14 protein-coding genes are annotated in these 15,982 nt (G+C 60.7%); 9 read left to right on the top strand and 5 right to left on the bottom strand.

The window, feature by feature from the left end:
* Positions 1 to 77 precede the first annotated feature (77 nt).
* The 3 genes from RS887_RS26415 to RS887_RS26425 all read right to left on the bottom strand — a co-directional run bounded on the left by RS887_RS26415 (position 78) and on the right by RS887_RS26425 (position 3,324).
* Positions 78 to 1,619, bottom strand: a complete 1,542-nt coding sequence (locus RS887_RS26415) for a phosphoenolpyruvate carboxykinase (RefSeq protein WP_111286652.1) — start codon at positions 1,617 to 1,619, stop codon at positions 78 to 80.
* Positions 1,620 to 1,799: 180 nt separating this feature from the next.
* Positions 1,800 to 2,702 carry an Hsp33 family molecular chaperone HslO gene (hslO, locus tag RS887_RS26420; RefSeq protein ID WP_322617690.1) on the bottom strand — a complete coding sequence of 301 codons (903 nt, stop codon included), beginning with the start codon at positions 2,700 to 2,702 and terminating at the stop codon, positions 1,800 to 1,802.
* A gap of 217 nt (positions 2,703 to 2,919) precedes the next feature.
* Entirely contained in the window at positions 2,920 to 3,324 is a 405-nt protein-coding gene (locus tag RS887_RS26425; protein WP_322617691.1) for an RNA-binding S4 domain-containing protein, read from the bottom strand.
* A 233-nt stretch (positions 3,325 to 3,557) separates the two neighbouring features.
* On the opposite strand from RS887_RS26425, the gene RS887_RS26430 reads away from it, so the two are divergent.
* Positions 3,558 to 4,019 (top strand): ATP-dependent zinc protease, encoded by a 462-nt coding sequence (locus tag RS887_RS26430; RefSeq protein ID WP_322617874.1) that lies wholly within the window; start codon positions 3,558 to 3,560, stop codon positions 4,017 to 4,019.
* Positions 4,016 to 4,921 carry a 30S ribosomal protein S6--L-glutamate ligase gene (gene rimK / locus RS887_RS26435; RefSeq protein WP_007972871.1) on the top strand — a complete coding sequence of 302 codons (906 nt, stop codon included), beginning with the start codon at positions 4,016 to 4,018 and terminating at the stop codon, positions 4,919 to 4,921. Before RS887_RS26430 ends, rimK begins: the two co-directional genes overlap by 4 nt.
* Before the next feature lie 127 nt (positions 4,922 to 5,048).
* Here rimK and RS887_RS26440 read toward each other — a convergent pair whose 3' ends face one another.
* Positions 5,049 to 6,362: an ATP-binding protein gene (locus RS887_RS26440; RefSeq protein WP_111286644.1), complete on the bottom strand. Its 1,314-nt coding sequence runs from the start codon at positions 6,360 to 6,362 to the stop codon at positions 5,049 to 5,051.
* Between the two features lie 115 nt (positions 6,363 to 6,477).
* A complete protein-coding gene (gene ompR / locus RS887_RS26445; RefSeq protein WP_007972873.1) occupies positions 6,478 to 7,218 on the bottom strand; it encodes a two-component system response regulator OmpR in 741 nt (246 codons plus the stop codon).
* 361 nt (positions 7,219 to 7,579) lie between these two features.
* Between ompR and RS887_RS26450 the strand changes: the two genes are divergently transcribed.
* The 7 genes from RS887_RS26450 to tauD all read left to right on the top strand — a co-directional run bounded on the left by RS887_RS26450 (position 7,580) and on the right by tauD (position 15,973).
* On the top strand, positions 7,580 to 9,904 hold the full coding sequence (locus RS887_RS26450; RefSeq protein ID WP_322617692.1) for a Tex family protein: 2,325 nt from the start codon (positions 7,580 to 7,582) through the stop codon (positions 9,902 to 9,904).
* The gene (locus RS887_RS26455; protein WP_218495341.1) at positions 9,904 to 10,287 is read left to right on the top strand and encodes a PaaI family thioesterase; all 384 of its coding nucleotides are present in this window, start codon (positions 9,904 to 9,906) and stop codon (positions 10,285 to 10,287) included. The genes RS887_RS26450 and RS887_RS26455 overlap by 1 nt, the downstream gene beginning before the upstream one ends.
* Before the next feature lie 262 nt (positions 10,288 to 10,549).
* A complete protein-coding gene (gene gshA / locus RS887_RS26460) occupies positions 10,550 to 12,133 on the top strand; it encodes a glutamate--cysteine ligase (protein WP_322617693.1) in 1,584 nt (527 codons plus the stop codon).
* A 241-nt stretch (positions 12,134 to 12,374) separates the two neighbouring features.
* Positions 12,375 to 13,352, top strand: coding sequence for a taurine ABC transporter substrate-binding protein (gene tauA / locus RS887_RS26465; protein ID WP_322617694.1), 978 nt, complete (start codon positions 12,375 to 12,377; stop codon positions 13,350 to 13,352).
* 16 nt (positions 13,353 to 13,368) lie between these two features.
* Positions 13,369 to 14,163 (top strand): taurine ABC transporter ATP-binding subunit, encoded by a 795-nt coding sequence (gene tauB / locus RS887_RS26470; RefSeq protein ID WP_322617695.1) that lies wholly within the window; start codon positions 13,369 to 13,371, stop codon positions 14,161 to 14,163.
* Positions 14,160 to 14,993 (top strand): taurine ABC transporter permease TauC, encoded by an 834-nt coding sequence (tauC, locus tag RS887_RS26475; RefSeq protein ID WP_322617696.1) that lies wholly within the window; start codon positions 14,160 to 14,162, stop codon positions 14,991 to 14,993. The genes tauB and tauC overlap by 4 nt, the downstream gene beginning before the upstream one ends.
* Before the next feature lie 137 nt (positions 14,994 to 15,130).
* Positions 15,131 to 15,973, top strand: a complete 843-nt coding sequence (tauD, locus tag RS887_RS26480; RefSeq protein WP_322617697.1) for a taurine dioxygenase — start codon at positions 15,131 to 15,133, stop codon at positions 15,971 to 15,973.
* Positions 15,974 to 15,982 lie beyond the last annotated feature (9 nt).

The following is a 15,982-nucleotide window of genomic DNA, read 5'->3' on the forward strand; positions in this document are numbered from 1 at the left end:
CTTTTTCAGGACGAGACAACGCGCACAAAAAAGCCGCCCCGAGGGGCGGCTTCTTCTTCGCTAGCTCAATCCAGCACTTACAACTTTGGACCGGCTGCCTTGATCGCGTCGCTCACTTCGAACTTCTTGAAGTTCTCGATGAACAGGCCGGCCAGTGCTTTGGCGGCTTCGTCGTAGGCGGCTTTGTCGGCCCAGGTGTTGCGTGGGTTCAGCAGGCCAGTCTCAACGCCCGGTACGGCCACTGGCACGTCGAGGTTGATGGTGTCCAGGTGCTCGGTCTCGGTACCGATCAGCGCGCCGCTCTGGATCGCTGCGATCACTGCACGGGTGGTCGGGATGTTGAAGCGTTTGCCGACACCGTAGCCACCGCCGGTCCAGCCGGTGTTGACCAGGTAAACCTTGGAGCCGAAGCCGCGGATGCGCTTGATCAGCAGCTCAGCGTATTCGCCGGCCGGACGCGGGAAGAACGGTGCGCCGAAGCAGGTGGAGAAGGTCGACTTGATGCCGCTGCCCGAACCCATTTCGGTCGAACCGACCAGAGCGGTGTAACCGGACAGGAAGTGATAAGCCGCTTGTTCTTCGTTGAGGATCGACACTGGCGGCAGAACGCCGGTCAGGTCGCAGGTCAGGAAGATCACAGCGTTCGGCTCGCCACCGAGGTTCTTCTCGGAACGCTTGGCAACGTGCTCCAGCGGGTACGCGGCGCGGCTGTTCTGGGTCAGGCTGACATCAGCGTAGTCGGCGTGCTTGGCGTCGTCGATAACGACGTTTTCCAGGACCGCGCCGTGCTTGATGGCTTTCCAGATAACCGGCTCGTTCTTCTCGGACAGGTCGATGCACTTGGCATAGCAACCGCCTTCGATGTTGAACACCACACCCTCGCCCCAGCCGTGTTCGTCGTCACCGATCAGGTAACGGCTTTCGTCGGCGGACAGGGTGGTCTTGCCAGTGCCGGACAGACCGAAGAACAGGGTCACGTCGCCTTCTTCGCCGATGTTGGCGGCGCAGTGCATTGGCAGCACGTCAGCGGCCGGCAGCAGGAAGTTCTGCACCGAGAACATGGCTTTCTTCATTTCACCGGCGTAACGCATGCCGGCGATCAGCACTTTCTTCTGTGCGAAGTTGATGATCACGCAACCGTCGGAGTTGGTGCCGTCACGCTCTGGAACGCATTCGAAGTTGGCAACGTTCAGGACCTGCCACTCTTCACGACCCGCCGGGTTGTACTGAGCCGGGTTGATGAAAAGGCAACGGCCGAACAGGTTCTGCCAGGCGGTCTGGGTGGTCATCTTCACGGCCAGGTAGTGCTCGGAAGCCGCACCTACATGCACGTGGGAAACGAAATGCTCTTGCGCGTTGTTGAATGCCTCAACGCGAGCCCACAGGGCGTCGAACTTGTCGGCCGGGAACTTGCGGTTGATCGGGCCCCAGGCGATAGCGGCCTGGGTGCTTGGCTCTTCAACGATGAAACGATCGACTGGCGAACGGCCGGTACGGTGACCGGTACGAACAACCAGTGCGCCGGTATCGGCAAGCTCGCCTTCACCGCGGTTGAGGGCTTCTTTAACCAGATCATCAACACTCAGATCGGTGTACACGGCGTTATTGGCTTGCGTCATGAGGTTCCCCGTCGGCCAGTGGCCGAGTGCTCCAAACGTTTTTGTAGTAGAAAGTCGTGCACTACTACCGCGAAAAAAGTGGCCCGGATTATGCCAGAAAAGCCCAAAAAGAGTAGGCCCCTCCTGTCGTAACGGCGTTAATCCGGCGGCAGCCAGTGAATTTACCTGCGCTGAACCGTTTTAGTGACGGGTATCTGACGGCGTCTCGACACCCGCGCCGGCGAACAATTGGGTGACATCGGCGGCATCGAACAGGTAGCGCTGGTTACAGAACTGGCAGTCGATCTCGATGTTGCCACCGTGTTCCACGACCAGTTTCTGCGCGTCGTCCTTACCCAGACTGACCAGTGCATTGGCCGAACGCTCACGCGAGCAGCTGCAGCGAAAGCGCAGTTTTTGCACATCGAACAGTCGCACCTGCTCTTCGTGATAGAGGCGATGAAGCACGGTTTCGTTGTCCAGGCCCAGCAGTTCATCAGCGGTCAAGGTAGTGGCCAGAGCGGTGAGGTGCTGCCAGCTGGCGGCGCGCTCTTCTTCGTCTTTCAGGCGGTCGGCAGGCAGTTGCTGCAGCAACAGGCCACGGGCGCGACGGCCATCGGCGCAGAGCTTGATGCGCGTACCGATCTGCTGCGACATGACGAAATAGTTGGTGAAACAGTCGGACAACGTTTCACCGTCAAGATCGACCACGCCCTGGTAACGCTGGCCCTGTCTCGGGTCGATGGTCAGCGTCAACGAGCCATCCGGCATCAAATCGGCCAGGGTTGCATCGGGAGCGATACGCTCCGCTTCGTAACGGGCCAGGCCACGGATGTCGCGCTCGCTGGAGCACTCGATCATCAGCAGCGGGATCGGGCCTTCGGAGCGGGCTTGCAGAATCAGCAAGCCATCGAACTTCAACGTGCCGACCAGCAGCGACGCGGCCGCCATCAGCTCGCCGAGCAGCTGCGCAACCGGCTCCGGATAGGCGTGCTTGGCCAGGACTTCAGCGTAACTGAGCTCCAGCGAAACCATCTCGCCACGGGTGTCGCTGTCATCGAAGATGAAGCGTTGGGTGAAGTCGTTATCCGGTAAGTCGGTCATAAGTCTGGTATCTGAAGTGGTGACAATAATGGTTACAGAATTCGACGCTACGCCTTGGCTATAGCGTATTGCTGCCTGGTTATGGCTTACAGGCCGGTGGCTGTGTGCGCTTTACGACAAATGGCACATGCACGATAGGCCAATTACCTCATATGGCTACGCGCAGGTGCAATTACAAGTCTTGTCCTGACTGATGTGATCGACGGCCCCAGGCCAATCATTCGTTGCTGTCACCACGAAACTTGAACAGATCCCGTCGCTGTTTCTTGCTCGGCTTGCCATCGGTGCTCACGCCCAGGGCACCCGCCTTTCTTTGCGCCGCGGCCTCTTCGCGCTTGGCGATGCTGGCCTGCGTCTCGGCATACAAGGTCTGCGCCTCCGGTGCGCCGCGGCGAACGATCGACAACGCCTGGACCACCACCGTGCGCTCATCGAAACCGGTGCGAATCAAAAACTCATCGCCGACCCGTGGCTCTTTACCCGGTTTGCAGCGCTCGCCCCGGCAATGCACCTTGCCGCTTTCAATCGCCGCCTTGGCCAAGGCGCGGGTTTTGTAGAAGCGAGCAGCCCACAACCATTTATCGAGGCGGACTTTGTCGTCCTCTTCGTTTTTTTGTGCCATGGAATTTCCTCATTCTGAAATATTGGTGAACTGTACTACCGTTTCTGTCGTACCAAGAATTACGTCGTCCCGGATTACAATGCTGACATTCCATAACCTCCCGGGGCGCTGGAAATCCGGGCCGTAGATATCTGTCGCCTTTTAACCATTATTCTGCGTGAATACCGCGAATCTGGCCGCCTGCGGCCACCGCGGTTTCTACCGGTTGAGCAATTTTGAAGACATTTGACCATTTGACCGTTGTCGGTCTGCGCGAGTGGGTGGCGCTCCCGGATTTGGGAGTCGCCGGCCTGCGGGCAAAAATCGACACCGGTGCCAGCACCTCCAGCCTGCACGCCACCGACATCGAGACGTTCGAACGCGATGGCGAGCCGTGGGTGCGCTTCACGGCGCACCTGGGCACCGTGGTGCAGTTGCGTCATCGCCGCTGCGAGGCACCGCTGGTGACGAGAAAAACCATTAAAAGCTCTAACGGTCACGCGCAGGTGCGATATGTGATCAGCACCACCCTGGCCCTCGGTGATCGGGTCTGGCGGGTCGAGTTCACCCTCGCCTGCCGCAAGTCCATGCGTTATCGCCTGCTACTCGGTTCCAAAGCCCTGATCGACGGCCAGTTGGTGGTCAATCCGGGCATTAAATATGTACAAGACAAGCCGGTGTTCCCGGTATCTACCTTCTCCACAGGTGTTGCATGAAGATCGCTGTGCTGTCGCGGAACCCGCGTCTGTATTCCACCCGCCGCCTGGTTGAAGCCGGTACTGAACGCGGCCATGAAATGGTGGTGGTCGATACCCTGCGCGCCTACATGAACATCGCCAGCCACAAGCCGCAGATCCACTACCGCGGCAAGCCGCTGGAGGGTTTCGATGCGGTGATCCCACGGATCGGTGCGTCCGTGACCTTTTATGGCTGCGCAGTGCTGCGCCAGTTCGAGATGATGGGGGTATTTCCGCTCAACGAATCGGTGGCCATTGCCCGTTCACGGGACAAGCTGCGTTCGCTGCAATTGCTGTCCCGTCGCGGGATCGGTTTGCCGGTGACCGGGTTTGCCCACTCCCCCGATGACATTCCCGACCTGATCGAAATGGTCAACGGCGCGCCGTTGGTGATCAAGGTACTGGAGGGTACCCAAGGCATCGGCGTGGTGCTGTGCGAAACCGCCACGGCCGCAGAATCGGTGATCGAGGCGTTCATGGGCCTCAAGCAGAACATCATGGTTCAGGAGTACATCAAGGAAGCCGGTGGTGCGGACATTCGCTGCTTCGTCGTCGGTGACAAGGTGATTGCAGCGATGAAACGCCAGGCCAAGCCCGGCGAGTTTCGCTCCAACCTGCATCGCGGCGGCAGCGCGAGCCTGATCAAGATCACACCCGAAGAGCGCATGACAGCATTGCGTGCGGCAAAGGTCATGGGGTTGGCGGTGGCCGGGGTGGATATCCTGCGCTCCAATCACGGGCCGCTGGTGATGGAAGTGAATTCCTCGCCGGGGCTTGAAGGGATTGAGACCACCACCGGGAAGAATGTCGCGGGGATCATCATTGAGCATTTGGAGAAAAATGGCGGGCCGAATATGACCCGGACCAAAGGCAAAGGTTAACCCGAATGATTGCAGCGGCAGGGATGCCGCCTTCGCGAGCAGGCTCGCTCCCACACAATGATGCAAAACCCTGTGGGAGCGAGCCTGCTCGCGAAGAGGTCATTGGCCGCACCGAAGATCTACAGCGCTAGACAGCATCTCGAGGCAGCATCAACCCCAACGGCAATCGCACCCGCGCTTCCAGCCCTCCGCCCGAGCGGTTACGCAGTTCAACGTTGCCGCCATGCATCGAAGCAATCCGCTTCACGATTGCCAATCCCAACCCGGTGCCTTTGCCACCCCGGGCGCGATCGCCGCGGGTGAACGGGTTGAAGATCGCCTCCAGTTCCGACGGATCGATACCGGCACCACGGTCCATGACACTCAGCACCACATACGGCGCGCTGGTGTCCCCGGATACATACGCCGCCACCTCCACACCGCTGCCGGCATGATGCAGCGCGTTGCCGATCAGGTTGTTCAGCAGTCGTTTCATCGACACACGACGCAACGGAAACGGCTGAATCGGCTCCAGGCGCAGCCGCACCTTCTCTTCATTCTGGTTGTAGGGCGCAGCGACTTCGCGGACCAGGTCGCTCAGGTCGACCTCTTCCACCGACTCGTCGCGTCCATCGCGAATGAACGCCAGGAACTGATCGAGAATCGCATCCATGTCTTCGATGTCACGCACCATGTCGTCGGTCAGATCGGTGCGATCACCCATCAACTCCAGGGACAGGCGCAAGCGGGTCAACGGCGTGCGCAAATCATGGGAGACACCGGCCAGCATCAGCTCACGCTCGCGACCGGCCTGTTCGACATCTTCGGCCATCTGGTTGAAGGCGCGGTAAACCTCGGTCATCTCACTCGGCGTATCGCTGATTGGCAGACGCACGCTGCGACCCTGGCCGAGTTGCCTTGCGGCATACACCAGACGCTTCAAAGGTTGATTGAGCTGGCTGACGAAGATCCAGGCCGAAGCGGTGGAAAGCAGACCGATAGCGAGGAACCAGCCCAGCACGTTCCAGATTTTCTGGCCGCGCAACGGATGAGGATAAAGCGGTACTTTCAGCCAGCCATCGCCCAGGCTTGGTGCCCGAACCCACAGCGCCGGCGGCGAATGCATACGCAGCCGGACTTCAGTGTCGGCCCCCAGCTCCGCCTGCATCTGCCGCTGGTAGATCTCGCTGTAAGGCCAGTGTTGTTCACCTTCCGGCACGCCGGCACCCACCACCCGGATCAGGGTCGCGGCCTCGGCGATCTTGCCGCGGTTTTCTTCATCGGCAGCCCAATAGGCGCGCAGCGTCAGGGCGACACCGTGGCTGTACTGGCGGTCCACCAGCACATCTTCGTTCATCAGCAGATAAACCAGGGTCAGCGCCTTGGAGAAGAGTACGACGATCAGCACCAGCCAAAGGGTGCGGGAGAAGAAGCTCTGGGGGAACCAAACGGGGGTTTTCATGGATAACCGTTACATACTTGCAGGAGCGAGCGATGCTCGCATATTGCAGATCACGAGTCTGCGGGCGTGATCAATTGATCCCTTGCCCGCTGGACCCGCTCCTGCAAATCGCCAATCACTTGGTGGCGGTACCATCCGGAACAAACACGTAACCCACACCCCAGACAGTCTGGATGTAACGCGGTTTGGAGGGATCGGGTTCGATCATCCGGCGCAGACGGGAAATCTGCACATCAATGGAGCGCTCCAGGGCATCCCACTCGCGGCCACGGGCCAGGTTCATCAACTTGTCGCGGGTCAGCGGTTGACGTGCGTTCATCACTAGGGCCTTGAGCACTGCGAATTCACCGGTGGTGAGCATGTGCACTTCTTCGCCGCGCTTGAGCTCGCGGGTGGCCAGGGACAATTCGTAGTCACCGAAGGTCACGCTTTCGTCTTCGCTGCCCGGGGCACCCGGCACCGGCGCCGACTGGCGACGCAATACCGCCTTGACGCGAGCCATCAGCTCATCCGGGTTGAACGGTTTGGCCAGGTAATCGTCGGCGCCCAGCTCCAGGCCCTTGATGCGGCTCAGCTCGTCGCCCTTGGCAGTGAGCATGATGATCGGAATCTGGTTGTTCGCGTTGCGCAGGCGGCGGCAAGCGGTCAGGCCGTCTTCGCCGGGCAACATCAGGTCAAGGACGACCAGGTTGAACACTTCGCGCGCCAGCAGGCGATCCATTTGCTCGGTGTTCGGTACGGCGCGGGCGCGATAGCCCTTGCTGACGAAAAAACGTTCCAGCAGGCTGCTCAGCCCCGGATCGTCGTCAACGATAAGAATTTTTTCGCCTTCAGCAGTTTGTGCAGTGCTGCTCATTGGATGCTCCTTTGATCTCGGCGCGCATTATGGCGTAGCTGCCGTTATACGCACCGTGTGCATTGTTAGCAGATTTTTCCTTCAGCGCCAGAAAACCGGCCATTGCACTGGCAACCCGCGATGCCCCCGAATGCCATAACGCTGGTTATAATGCGCGGCCTTTTGTGTCAGGCAACGTCAGACAGGTACTACAGACGGACGCGATTTATTTTCATCGCGTCAGCAGTAATTGTTCGATTTCACGGGTCAACGCAATGCCTGTTGACCCAGGCAGCGGCGCTGGCCAGGCCGCTCAACCAGACTCGCGAAGGCCCTGTTTAGGCGCCTGCGAGCCTGCTTTCACAATTTGTCAGGTGGTTTTATGGACAGCATCAACAGCCGCATCGCCGAGGAACTCGGTGTACGCCCACAACAGGTCGAAGCGGCCGTCGCGCTACTCGATGAAGGCTCTACCGTTCCCTTCATCGCCCGTTACCGGAAAGAAGTGACCGGCAGCCTCGACGATACGCAATTGCGTCATCTGGAAGAGCGCCTGCGCTACCTGCGAGAACTCGACGAACGGCGTATCAGCATCCTTGCCAGCATCGAAGAGCAAGGCAAGCTGACACCGCAACTGGAACGCGACATCAAGCTCGCCGACACCAAGACCCGTCTCGAAGACTTGTACCTGCCGTACAAGCAGAAACGCCGCACCAAGGGCCAGATCGCCCTGGAAGCCGGCCTCGGCGAACTGGCCGACGGCCTGTTCAACGACCCGTCCCTGAGCCCGGAAGCCGAAGCCGCACGTTTCATCGACGCGGAAAAAGGCGTGGCCGATGTGAAAGCTGCCCTCGAAGGCGCCAAATACATCCTCATGGAGCGCTTCGCCGAAGACGCAGGCCTCTTGGACAAGCTGCGCAACTACCTCAAGCAGGAAGCCACCCTCAGTGCCCGCGTGATTGCCGGCAAGGAAGAGGAAGGCGCCAAGTTCCGCGACTACTTCGAACACGACGAACCGCTCAAAAGCATGCCGTCGCACCGCGCGCTGGCGATTTTCCGTGGCCGCAACGAAGGCATCCTCAGCTCCGCGCTGAAAGTCGGCGATGAACTGCCGGGCACCATGCACCCGTGCGAAGGCATGATCGGCCAGCAATTCGGCATCCAGAACCAGAACCGCGCCGCCGACAAATGGCTGGGCGAAGTGGTGCGCTGGACCTGGAAGGTCAAGCTCTACACCCACCTGGAGACCGATCTGCTAGGCGAGCTGCGCGATGGCGCGGAAACCGAAGCGATCAACGTCTTCGCCCACAACCTGCACGACCTGCTGCTGTCGGCCCCGGCCGGCCCGCGCGCCACCCTGGGCCTCGACCCGGGCCTGCGCACCGGTTGCAAGGTGGCCGTGGTCGACTCCACCGGCAAGTTGCTGGATCACGCCACGGTTTACCCGCACGTGCCGCACAACAAGTGGGACCAGACCCTCGCGATTCTCGCCGCCCTGTGCGCCAAGCACTCGGTGGACCTGATCGCCATCGGCAACGGTACCGCCAGCCGTGAGACCGACAAGCTGGCCGCCGAGCTGATCAAAAAATATCCAGCGATGAAGATGACCAAGGTCATGGTTTCCGAGGCCGGCGCATCGGTTTATTCGGCATCGGAACTGGCTTCAAAGGAATTCCCGGACCTCGACGTGTCGATCCGTGGCGCGGTGTCGATTGCCCGTCGCCTGCAAGACCCGTTGGCCGAGCTGGTGAAGATCGATCCGAAATCCATCGGTGTCGGCCAGTACCAGCACGATGTGTCGCAGCTGAAACTGGCCCGTGGCCTGGATGCGGTGGTCGAGGATTGCGTGAACGCCGTTGGCGTCGATGTGAACACCGCTTCCGTGGCACTGCTGGCGCGGATCTCCGGCCTCAACGCAACCCTGGCGCAGAACATCGTCAGCCACCGCGATGAGCACGGTGCGTTCAAAACCCGTGCCGCGCTGAAGAAAGTCCCGCGCCTGGGCGAAAAAACCTTCGAGCAGGCGGCCGGATTCCTGCGCGTGATGAACGGCGACAATCCCCTGGACGCCTCCGCGGTGCACCCGGAAGCCTATCCGCTCGTGCAGCGTATCGCCGCCGAGACTGATCGCGATATTCGTTCGCTGATTGGCGACAGTGGTTTCCTCAAGCGTCTGGACCCGAAAAAATTTACCGACGAAACCTTCGGTTTGCCAACTGTCACCGACATCCTTCAGGAACTGGATAAGCCAGGCCGCGACCCGCGTCCCGAGTTCAAGACCGCCGAGTTCCAGGAAGGTGTCGAAGATCTCAAGGACCTTGAACTGGGCATGATCCTCGAAGGTGTGGTGACCAACGTGACCAACTTCGGTGCCTTCGTCGATATCGGCGTGCATCAGGACGGTTTGGTGCATATCTCCGCACTTTCGGAGAAGTTCATCAAGGATCCTCGCGAAGCGGTGAAGGCCGGCGACGTGGTGAAAGTGAAGGTCATGGAAGTCGATATCCCGCGCAAACGCGTAGGCCTGTCGATGCGCATGAGCGACACCCCGGGCGAGAAAGTCGACGGCGCTCGCGGCGCGCGTCCGGGGTCGGCGCCACGCCAATCCCAGAACACTGCACCGCGCAAGGAAACCACGGCAGCAGCACCGGGCAACAATGCCATGGCTTCACTGTTCGCCAATGCCAAGCAGTTGAAGAAACGCTGATGGACATTCCCGCCGGGCTGACCGAAAGCGCGTTTTTCAAGCTGCTGGGCTGCCGCTTGCACAGTCTGGAAACCGGGGTGGCGCAAGTCGCCCTAGGGCTGGAACCCGAGTTGCGCAATCGCGGCGGCAAGCTGCACGGCGGGGCCTTGTTCAGCCTGGTGGACATTGCCATGGGGCTGGCCTGTTCCAGCACCCACGGCTTTGACCAACAGAGCGCGACCATCGAGTGCAAGATCAACTACATCCGCGCCGTCTCAGACGGCGAGGTGATGTGCACGGCGCGGGTGATCCACCCGGGTCGCCGCACATTGGTGGTCGAAGCCGATGTGATGCAGGGCGACAAACTGGTCGCAAAAGCACAAGGCACGTTCGCTGTCCTGTAGCTAGTCGTCATCGATTTGAGTTAATTTCGACGCTGTAACCACAGCGTCGGAATTTCCTGTGGGAGCGAGCCTGCTCGCGAAGAGGGACTGTCAGCCGACCAGGTTGTCGTCTGACCTACCGCCTTCGCGAGCAGGCTCGCTCCTACAGAGGGATTACGCTGATCAGTCAAAAACCAGGCGAAAACGCCAGTTTTAACTTCACCCTTGTAGACCGTCTTGCCCACCCCCATATTGGGGCGACTGACGCGTGAAGGAATCCAACTTGAGCGAACTTCTCAACCGCCGCCTGGCCCTGCTCGGCGAGCGCGCTAACCTCTCTCTGCTCGAACAGTGCCTTCACGGCATCGAACGTGAATGCCTGCGCGTGACCGGCGAGGGTCGCCTGGCGCAAACGCCGCACCCGGAAGCATTGGGTTCCGCGCTGACCAATGAACAGATCACCACCGACTATTCCGAGTCGCTGCTGGAGTTCATCACTCCGGCCCTGCCCGACCCGGCGGACACGCTGGCGAGCCTGGACAGCATTCACCGTTTTGCCTACAGCAAGCTCGGCAACGAGTATCTGTGGAGCCCGTCGATGCCGTGCCCGTTGCCGGCCGAGGAAGACATCCCGATCGCCTACTACGGCGCGTCCAATATCGGGCAGCTCAAGTACGTGTACCGCAAGGGTCTGGCCCTGCGTTACGGCAAGACCATGCAATGCATTGCTGGTATCCACTACAACTTTTCCCTGCCGGAAAAGCTCTGGCCGCGGCTCAGGCAGGCCGAAGGCTTTGTCGGCACCGACCGCGATTTTCAGTCGTCGTCCTATATCGCGCTGATCCGTAACTTCCGCCGCTACAGCTGGCTGCTGATGTACCTGTTCGGCGCCTCGCCGGCACTGGACGCCGGCTTCCTGCGCGGTCGCTCGCATCAGTTGGAGCAACTGGATCCGAGCACCCTGTACTTGCCGTACGCCACCAGCCTGCGCATGAGTGACCTGGGTTACCAGAGCAACGCCCAGGCCGGCCTGACGCCGTGCTACAACGATCTGAACAGCTACACCGACAGCCTGCGCAAAGCGGTGGCCACGCCGTATGCACCATACGTCGAAGTCGGCACCCACCAGGATGGCGAGTGGGTACAGCTCAACACCAACATCCTGCAGATCGAAAACGAGTACTACTCCAACATCCGCCCGAAACGCGTGACCTACACCGGCGAGCGTCCTATCCAGGCGCTGATGGCCCGGGGTATCCAGTATGTTGAAGTGCGCTGCCTGGACATCAACCCGTTCCTGCCGATGGGCATCGACCTTACCGAGTCACGCTTCCTCGATGCGTTCCTGTTGTACTGCGCGCTCAACGACAGCCCGCTGCTGACCAGCACCAGTTGCAGCAACGCGACTTCGAACTTCCTCAGCGTGGTCAAGGAAGGTCGTCGTCCGGGCCTGCAACTGCAACGGGACGGCCATCCGGTTGACCTGAAGGAATGGGCCGGTGAGTTGCTGGAGAAAATCGCTCCATTGGCCGCGATACTCGACCAGAGCCATGGCGGCGATGCCCACAGCAAGGCACTGGATGCCCAGATGGCCAAGGTCCAGGACCCGTCCCTGACGCCGTCGGCACAGGTATTGGCGGCCATGGCCGAACACAAGGAGAGCTTTGCCCAGTTCTCCCTGCGCCAGAGCCAGGCCCATGCCGAGTTCTTCCGCAGCGAGCCGTTGGCGCCTGAGGAACAAGCACGGTTCGAAGAACTGGCACGTTCATCGCTGGTTCAACAGGTTGAGCTGGAGCAGAACGAAGTCGGTGATTTCGATGTGTTTGTCGGGGCGTATCAAGCAAGCATTCTGGCGATCAGCAACTGACCGTCAAACACAGGCCCCTGTGGGAGCGGGCTTGCTCGCGAATGCAGAGTGTCAGGCGACTTTACTGCGACTGACACACCGCTTTCGCGAGCAAGCCCGCTCCCACAGAAGCATGATCCGCTGACCTCCACAGATTGTTCCCCTCATAAGCTAATTCGAAAAAGTTATTTATTTTCGAATTTTTAGATCATTTAGTCTCTTTCTCACGCCGACACTCGGTCGCCTGACAAGGAGCTTTCTGATGAAACTGACTTTCCCTCTACGCTTGCTGGCGGCCGCTTCCCTGGCGACAGCGAGTTTGTTTGCCCATGCGGCCGACGTCACCGTCGCCTACCAGACCACCGTTGACCCGGCGAAAGTCGCCCAGGCCGATGGCGCCTACGAAAAGGCCACCAAGGCCGATATCAGCTGGCGCAAATTCGACAATGGTGCCGATATCATCGCCGCCATCGCCTCCGGTGACGTGCAGATCGGCTACCTCGGTTCCAGCCCTCTGACCGCCGCCATCACCCGCAAAGTCCCGGTGGAAACCTTCCTCATCGCCACCCAGATCGGCGCCGCCGAAGCCCTGGTGGCTCGCGACGGTTCCGGAATCAAGACCCCGCAAGACCTGATTGGCAAGAAGATCGCCGTGCCGTTCGTGTCCACCGGCCACTACAGCCTGCTCGCCGCGCTGAAACACTGGAATATCGATCCTTCGAAAGTCACCGTACTCAACCTGGCTCCGCCAGCGATCATTGCCGCCTGGAAACGCGGTGACATCGACGCCACCTATGTCTGGGATCCGGCCCTTGGCGTGGCCAAGGAAAACGGCAAGGTACTGATCACCTCTGGCGAGCTGGCCAAATTCGGCGCACCGACCTTCGATGCCTGGATCGTGCGCAAGGACTTCGCCGAGAAACACCCGGAAATCGTCACCGTGTTCGCCAAAGTGACCCTGGACGCCTACGCCGATTACCGCAAAGACCCGCAAGCCTGGCTCGCCAACCAGGGCAACATCGACAAGCTGGTAAAACTGTCTGGAGCCAAGGCCAGCGACATTCCGCTGCTGCTGCAAGGCAACGTCTACCCGCTGGCGGCTGACCAGGTGATCACCCTCGGCGCGCCGACCAGCAAAGCCATCACCGACACCGCCACGTTCCTCAAGGAACAAGGCAAGGTCGAGGCGGTACTGCCGGACTACGCGCCGTACGTCAGTGCCAAGTTCATCACCCACTGATCGGGAGTTCATTGCGATGGCTTTGCTACAGCTGGAGCGCATCAGCGCACAGTACCCCGGCAGCCTGGAACCGGTGCTGGCGGATATCTCCCTGAGCCTGGGGCCTCGGCAACTGCTGGTCGCCCTCGGCCCGTCCGGCAGTGGCAAGACTTCACTGTTGAACCTGATTGCCGGTTTCGTCGAACCCAGCGCCGGGCGCATCACCCTCGACGGCGTGCCCGTCAAAGGCCCAGGTGCCGAGCGCGGCGTGGTGTTCCAGGACGACGCGCTGCTGCCGTGGCAAGACGTGCTGGCCAACGTCGGGTTCGGCCTTGAGCTGGCTGGCCTCGCCCGGGACAAGCGCGAGGCCCGCGCCCGGGAAATGCTCGCCCTGGTCGATCTTTCCGGTTTTGAACAGCGCCGCATCTGGCAGCTTTCCGGCGGCCAGAAGCAGCGCGTCGGCCTGGCCCGCGCCCTCGCCGCCGACCCGCGCGTGCTGCTCATGGACGAGCCTTTCGGCGCCCTCGACGCGTTCACCCGCGAACAGATGCAGGAGCTGTTGCTGCAAGTCTGGCAACGCACCGCCAAACCGGTGTTCCTGATTACCCACGACATCGAAGAAGCCGTGTTCCTCGCCACCGACCTGATTCTGTTGGCGCCGAACCCGGGACAAATCGTTGAGCACCTGAGTCTCGACTTCGGCCAACGTTATGCCGCCGGTGAGTCGGCACGGGCGATCAAGTCCGACCCGCGCTTTATCGAAACCCGCGAACACGTACTCGCCAAAGTGTTCTCCCAACGCAGCGCCGCCCAGCGGCAGGAGCGCGCATGAGCAGTTACGAAATTCCCGTCGCAGCGATAAAGCCAGGCACTCCCGTGACTGCGGCACGACGCAGCTTGAGCACTCGCTGGATCAGTGTGCTGACACTGGTCGCTCTGATTGTTTTTTGGTGGGCCGTAACGGCAACCGGTTTGATCGAGCCGCTGTTCCTGCCGCCACCTTCCGCCGTATTGCAAAAAGGCTGGCTGCTGGCGACCTCGGGTTATATGGATTCAACCCTGTGGCAGCACCTCGGCGCGAGCCTGGGCCGCATCGGCCTGGGCCTCGGCTTTGCGATTCTCACCGCCGTACCGGTGGGCATCGCCATCGGCGCCAACCGTATCGCCCGAGGTGTACTCGATCCGCTGATCGAGTTCTATCGACCGATTCCACCGCTGGCCTACCTGCCACTGATCGTGATCTGGTGCGGCATCGGGGAGTTGTCGAAAGTGCTGCTGATCTACCTGGCAATCTTCGCCCCGATCGCCATTGCGACCGCGACCGGCGTGCGTACGGTCGACCCGGCAAAATTGCGCGCCGCGCAGTCCTTGGGCGCGACGCGGGCGCAGTTGATTCGCCACGTCATTTTGCCGAGTGCCTTGCCGGACATTCTGACCGGTGTGCGCATTGGCCTCGGCGTAGGCTGGTCGACGCTGGTCGCCGCCGAGCTGATCGCCGCCACCAGCGGTTTGGGCTTCATGGTGCAGTCGGCCGCACAGTTCCTGGTCACCGATGTGGTGGTACTGGGGATACTGGTAATCGCACTGATCGCCTTCGCCATGGAGATGGGCCTGCGTGCCCTGCAACGCAAACTGGTGCCATGGCATGGCCAGGCTCACTGATGACTGAACAACCCCCTGTAGGAGCGAGCTTGCTCGCGATAGCAATCGACAGGCAACACCTCTGTGATTGATTCACCACCATCGCGAGCAAGCTCGCTCCTACAAGAAAGCTCGACCCCGAATTTAAGAGAACCACCATGAGCCACCTGTCCATCGTCCCCCTCAGCTCCGCCCTCGGTGCGCAAATCAGCGGCATCGACATCAGTCAGCCGCTGAACGTTGAACAGCGCGATAGCATCGAGCAGGCACTGCTCAAGCATCAAGTGCTGTTCTTTCGCGACCAGCCGATCACGCCACAGCAACAGGCGCGATTCGCCGCGAATTTTGGCGATCTGCACATTCACCCGATCTACCCCAATGTGCCGGAACAACCGGAAGTATTGATCCTCGACACCGCCGTCACTGATGTTCGCGATAACGCGATCTGGCACACCGACGTGACCTTCCTGCCGACCCCGGCCCTGGGCGCGGTGCTCAGCGCCAAGCTGCTGCCGGAGTTTGGCGGCGACACGCTGTGGGCCAGCGGTATTGCGGCGTATGAAGCCCTGTCGGCGCCGATGAAAACCTTGCTCGAAGGGCTGACCGCCACCCACGACTTCACCCGTTCATTCCCGCTGGAGCGCTATGGCAACACGCCCGAGGCGCTGGCCCAATGGGAAGAAGCACGACGCAAGAATCCGCCGCTGTCACACCCGGTGATCCGCACGCACCCGGTCAGCGGGCGCCGCTCGCTGTTCGTCAATGAAGGCTTCACCTCGAAGATCAACGAACTGTCGGAAACCGAAAGCGAGGCGATTCTGAAGTTCCTGTTTGCCCACACCACGCGACCTGAATTCACCATTCGCTGGCGCTGGCAGCAGGATGACATTGCGTTCTGGGATAACCGCGTGACCCAGCATTACGCGGTGGATGATTACCGGCCGGCGCGGCGGGTGATGCAGCGGGCGACGGTGTTGGGGGATGTGCCTTTCTTTCGCTGACCCCTGAAA

Origin of the sequence: Pseudomonas sp. BIC9C, assembly GCF_034541995.1 — a bacterium.
In the GTDB taxonomy this organism is placed as follows: domain Bacteria; phylum Pseudomonadota; class Gammaproteobacteria; order Pseudomonadales; family Pseudomonadaceae; genus Aquipseudomonas; species Aquipseudomonas fluorescens_CC.

Excerpts from the sequence above, each read along its gene's own strand:
- RS887_RS26415 (WP_111286652.1), bottom strand. The coding sequence starts at position 1,619 with ATGACGCAAGCCAATAACGCCGTGTACACCGATCTGAGTGTTGATGAT.
- hslO (WP_322617690.1), bottom strand. The coding sequence starts at position 2,702 with ATGACCGACTTACCGGATAACGACTTCACCCAACGCTTCATCTTCGAT.
- RS887_RS26425 (WP_322617691.1), bottom strand. The coding sequence starts at position 3,324 with ATGGCACAAAAAAACGAAGAGGACGACAAAGTCCGCCTCGATAAATGG.
- rimK (WP_007972871.1), top strand. The coding sequence starts at position 4,016 with ATGAAGATCGCTGTGCTGTCGCGGAACCCGCGTCTGTATTCCACCCGC.
- RS887_RS26440 (WP_111286644.1), bottom strand. The coding sequence starts at position 6,362 with ATGAAAACCCCCGTTTGGTTCCCCCAGAGCTTCTTCTCCCGCACCCTT.
- ompR (WP_007972873.1), bottom strand. The coding sequence starts at position 7,218 with ATGAGCAGCACTGCACAAACTGCTGAAGGCGAAAAAATTCTTATCGTT.
- RS887_RS26450 (WP_322617692.1), top strand. The coding sequence starts at position 7,580 with ATGGACAGCATCAACAGCCGCATCGCCGAGGAACTCGGTGTACGCCCA.
- RS887_RS26455 (WP_218495341.1), top strand. The coding sequence starts at position 9,904 with ATGGACATTCCCGCCGGGCTGACCGAAAGCGCGTTTTTCAAGCTGCTG.
- tauA (WP_322617694.1), top strand. The coding sequence starts at position 12,375 with ATGAAACTGACTTTCCCTCTACGCTTGCTGGCGGCCGCTTCCCTGGCG.
- tauB (WP_322617695.1), top strand. The coding sequence starts at position 13,369 with ATGGCTTTGCTACAGCTGGAGCGCATCAGCGCACAGTACCCCGGCAGC.
- tauC (WP_322617696.1), top strand. The coding sequence starts at position 14,160 with ATGAGCAGTTACGAAATTCCCGTCGCAGCGATAAAGCCAGGCACTCCC.
- tauD (WP_322617697.1), top strand. The coding sequence starts at position 15,131 with ATGAGCCACCTGTCCATCGTCCCCCTCAGCTCCGCCCTCGGTGCGCAA.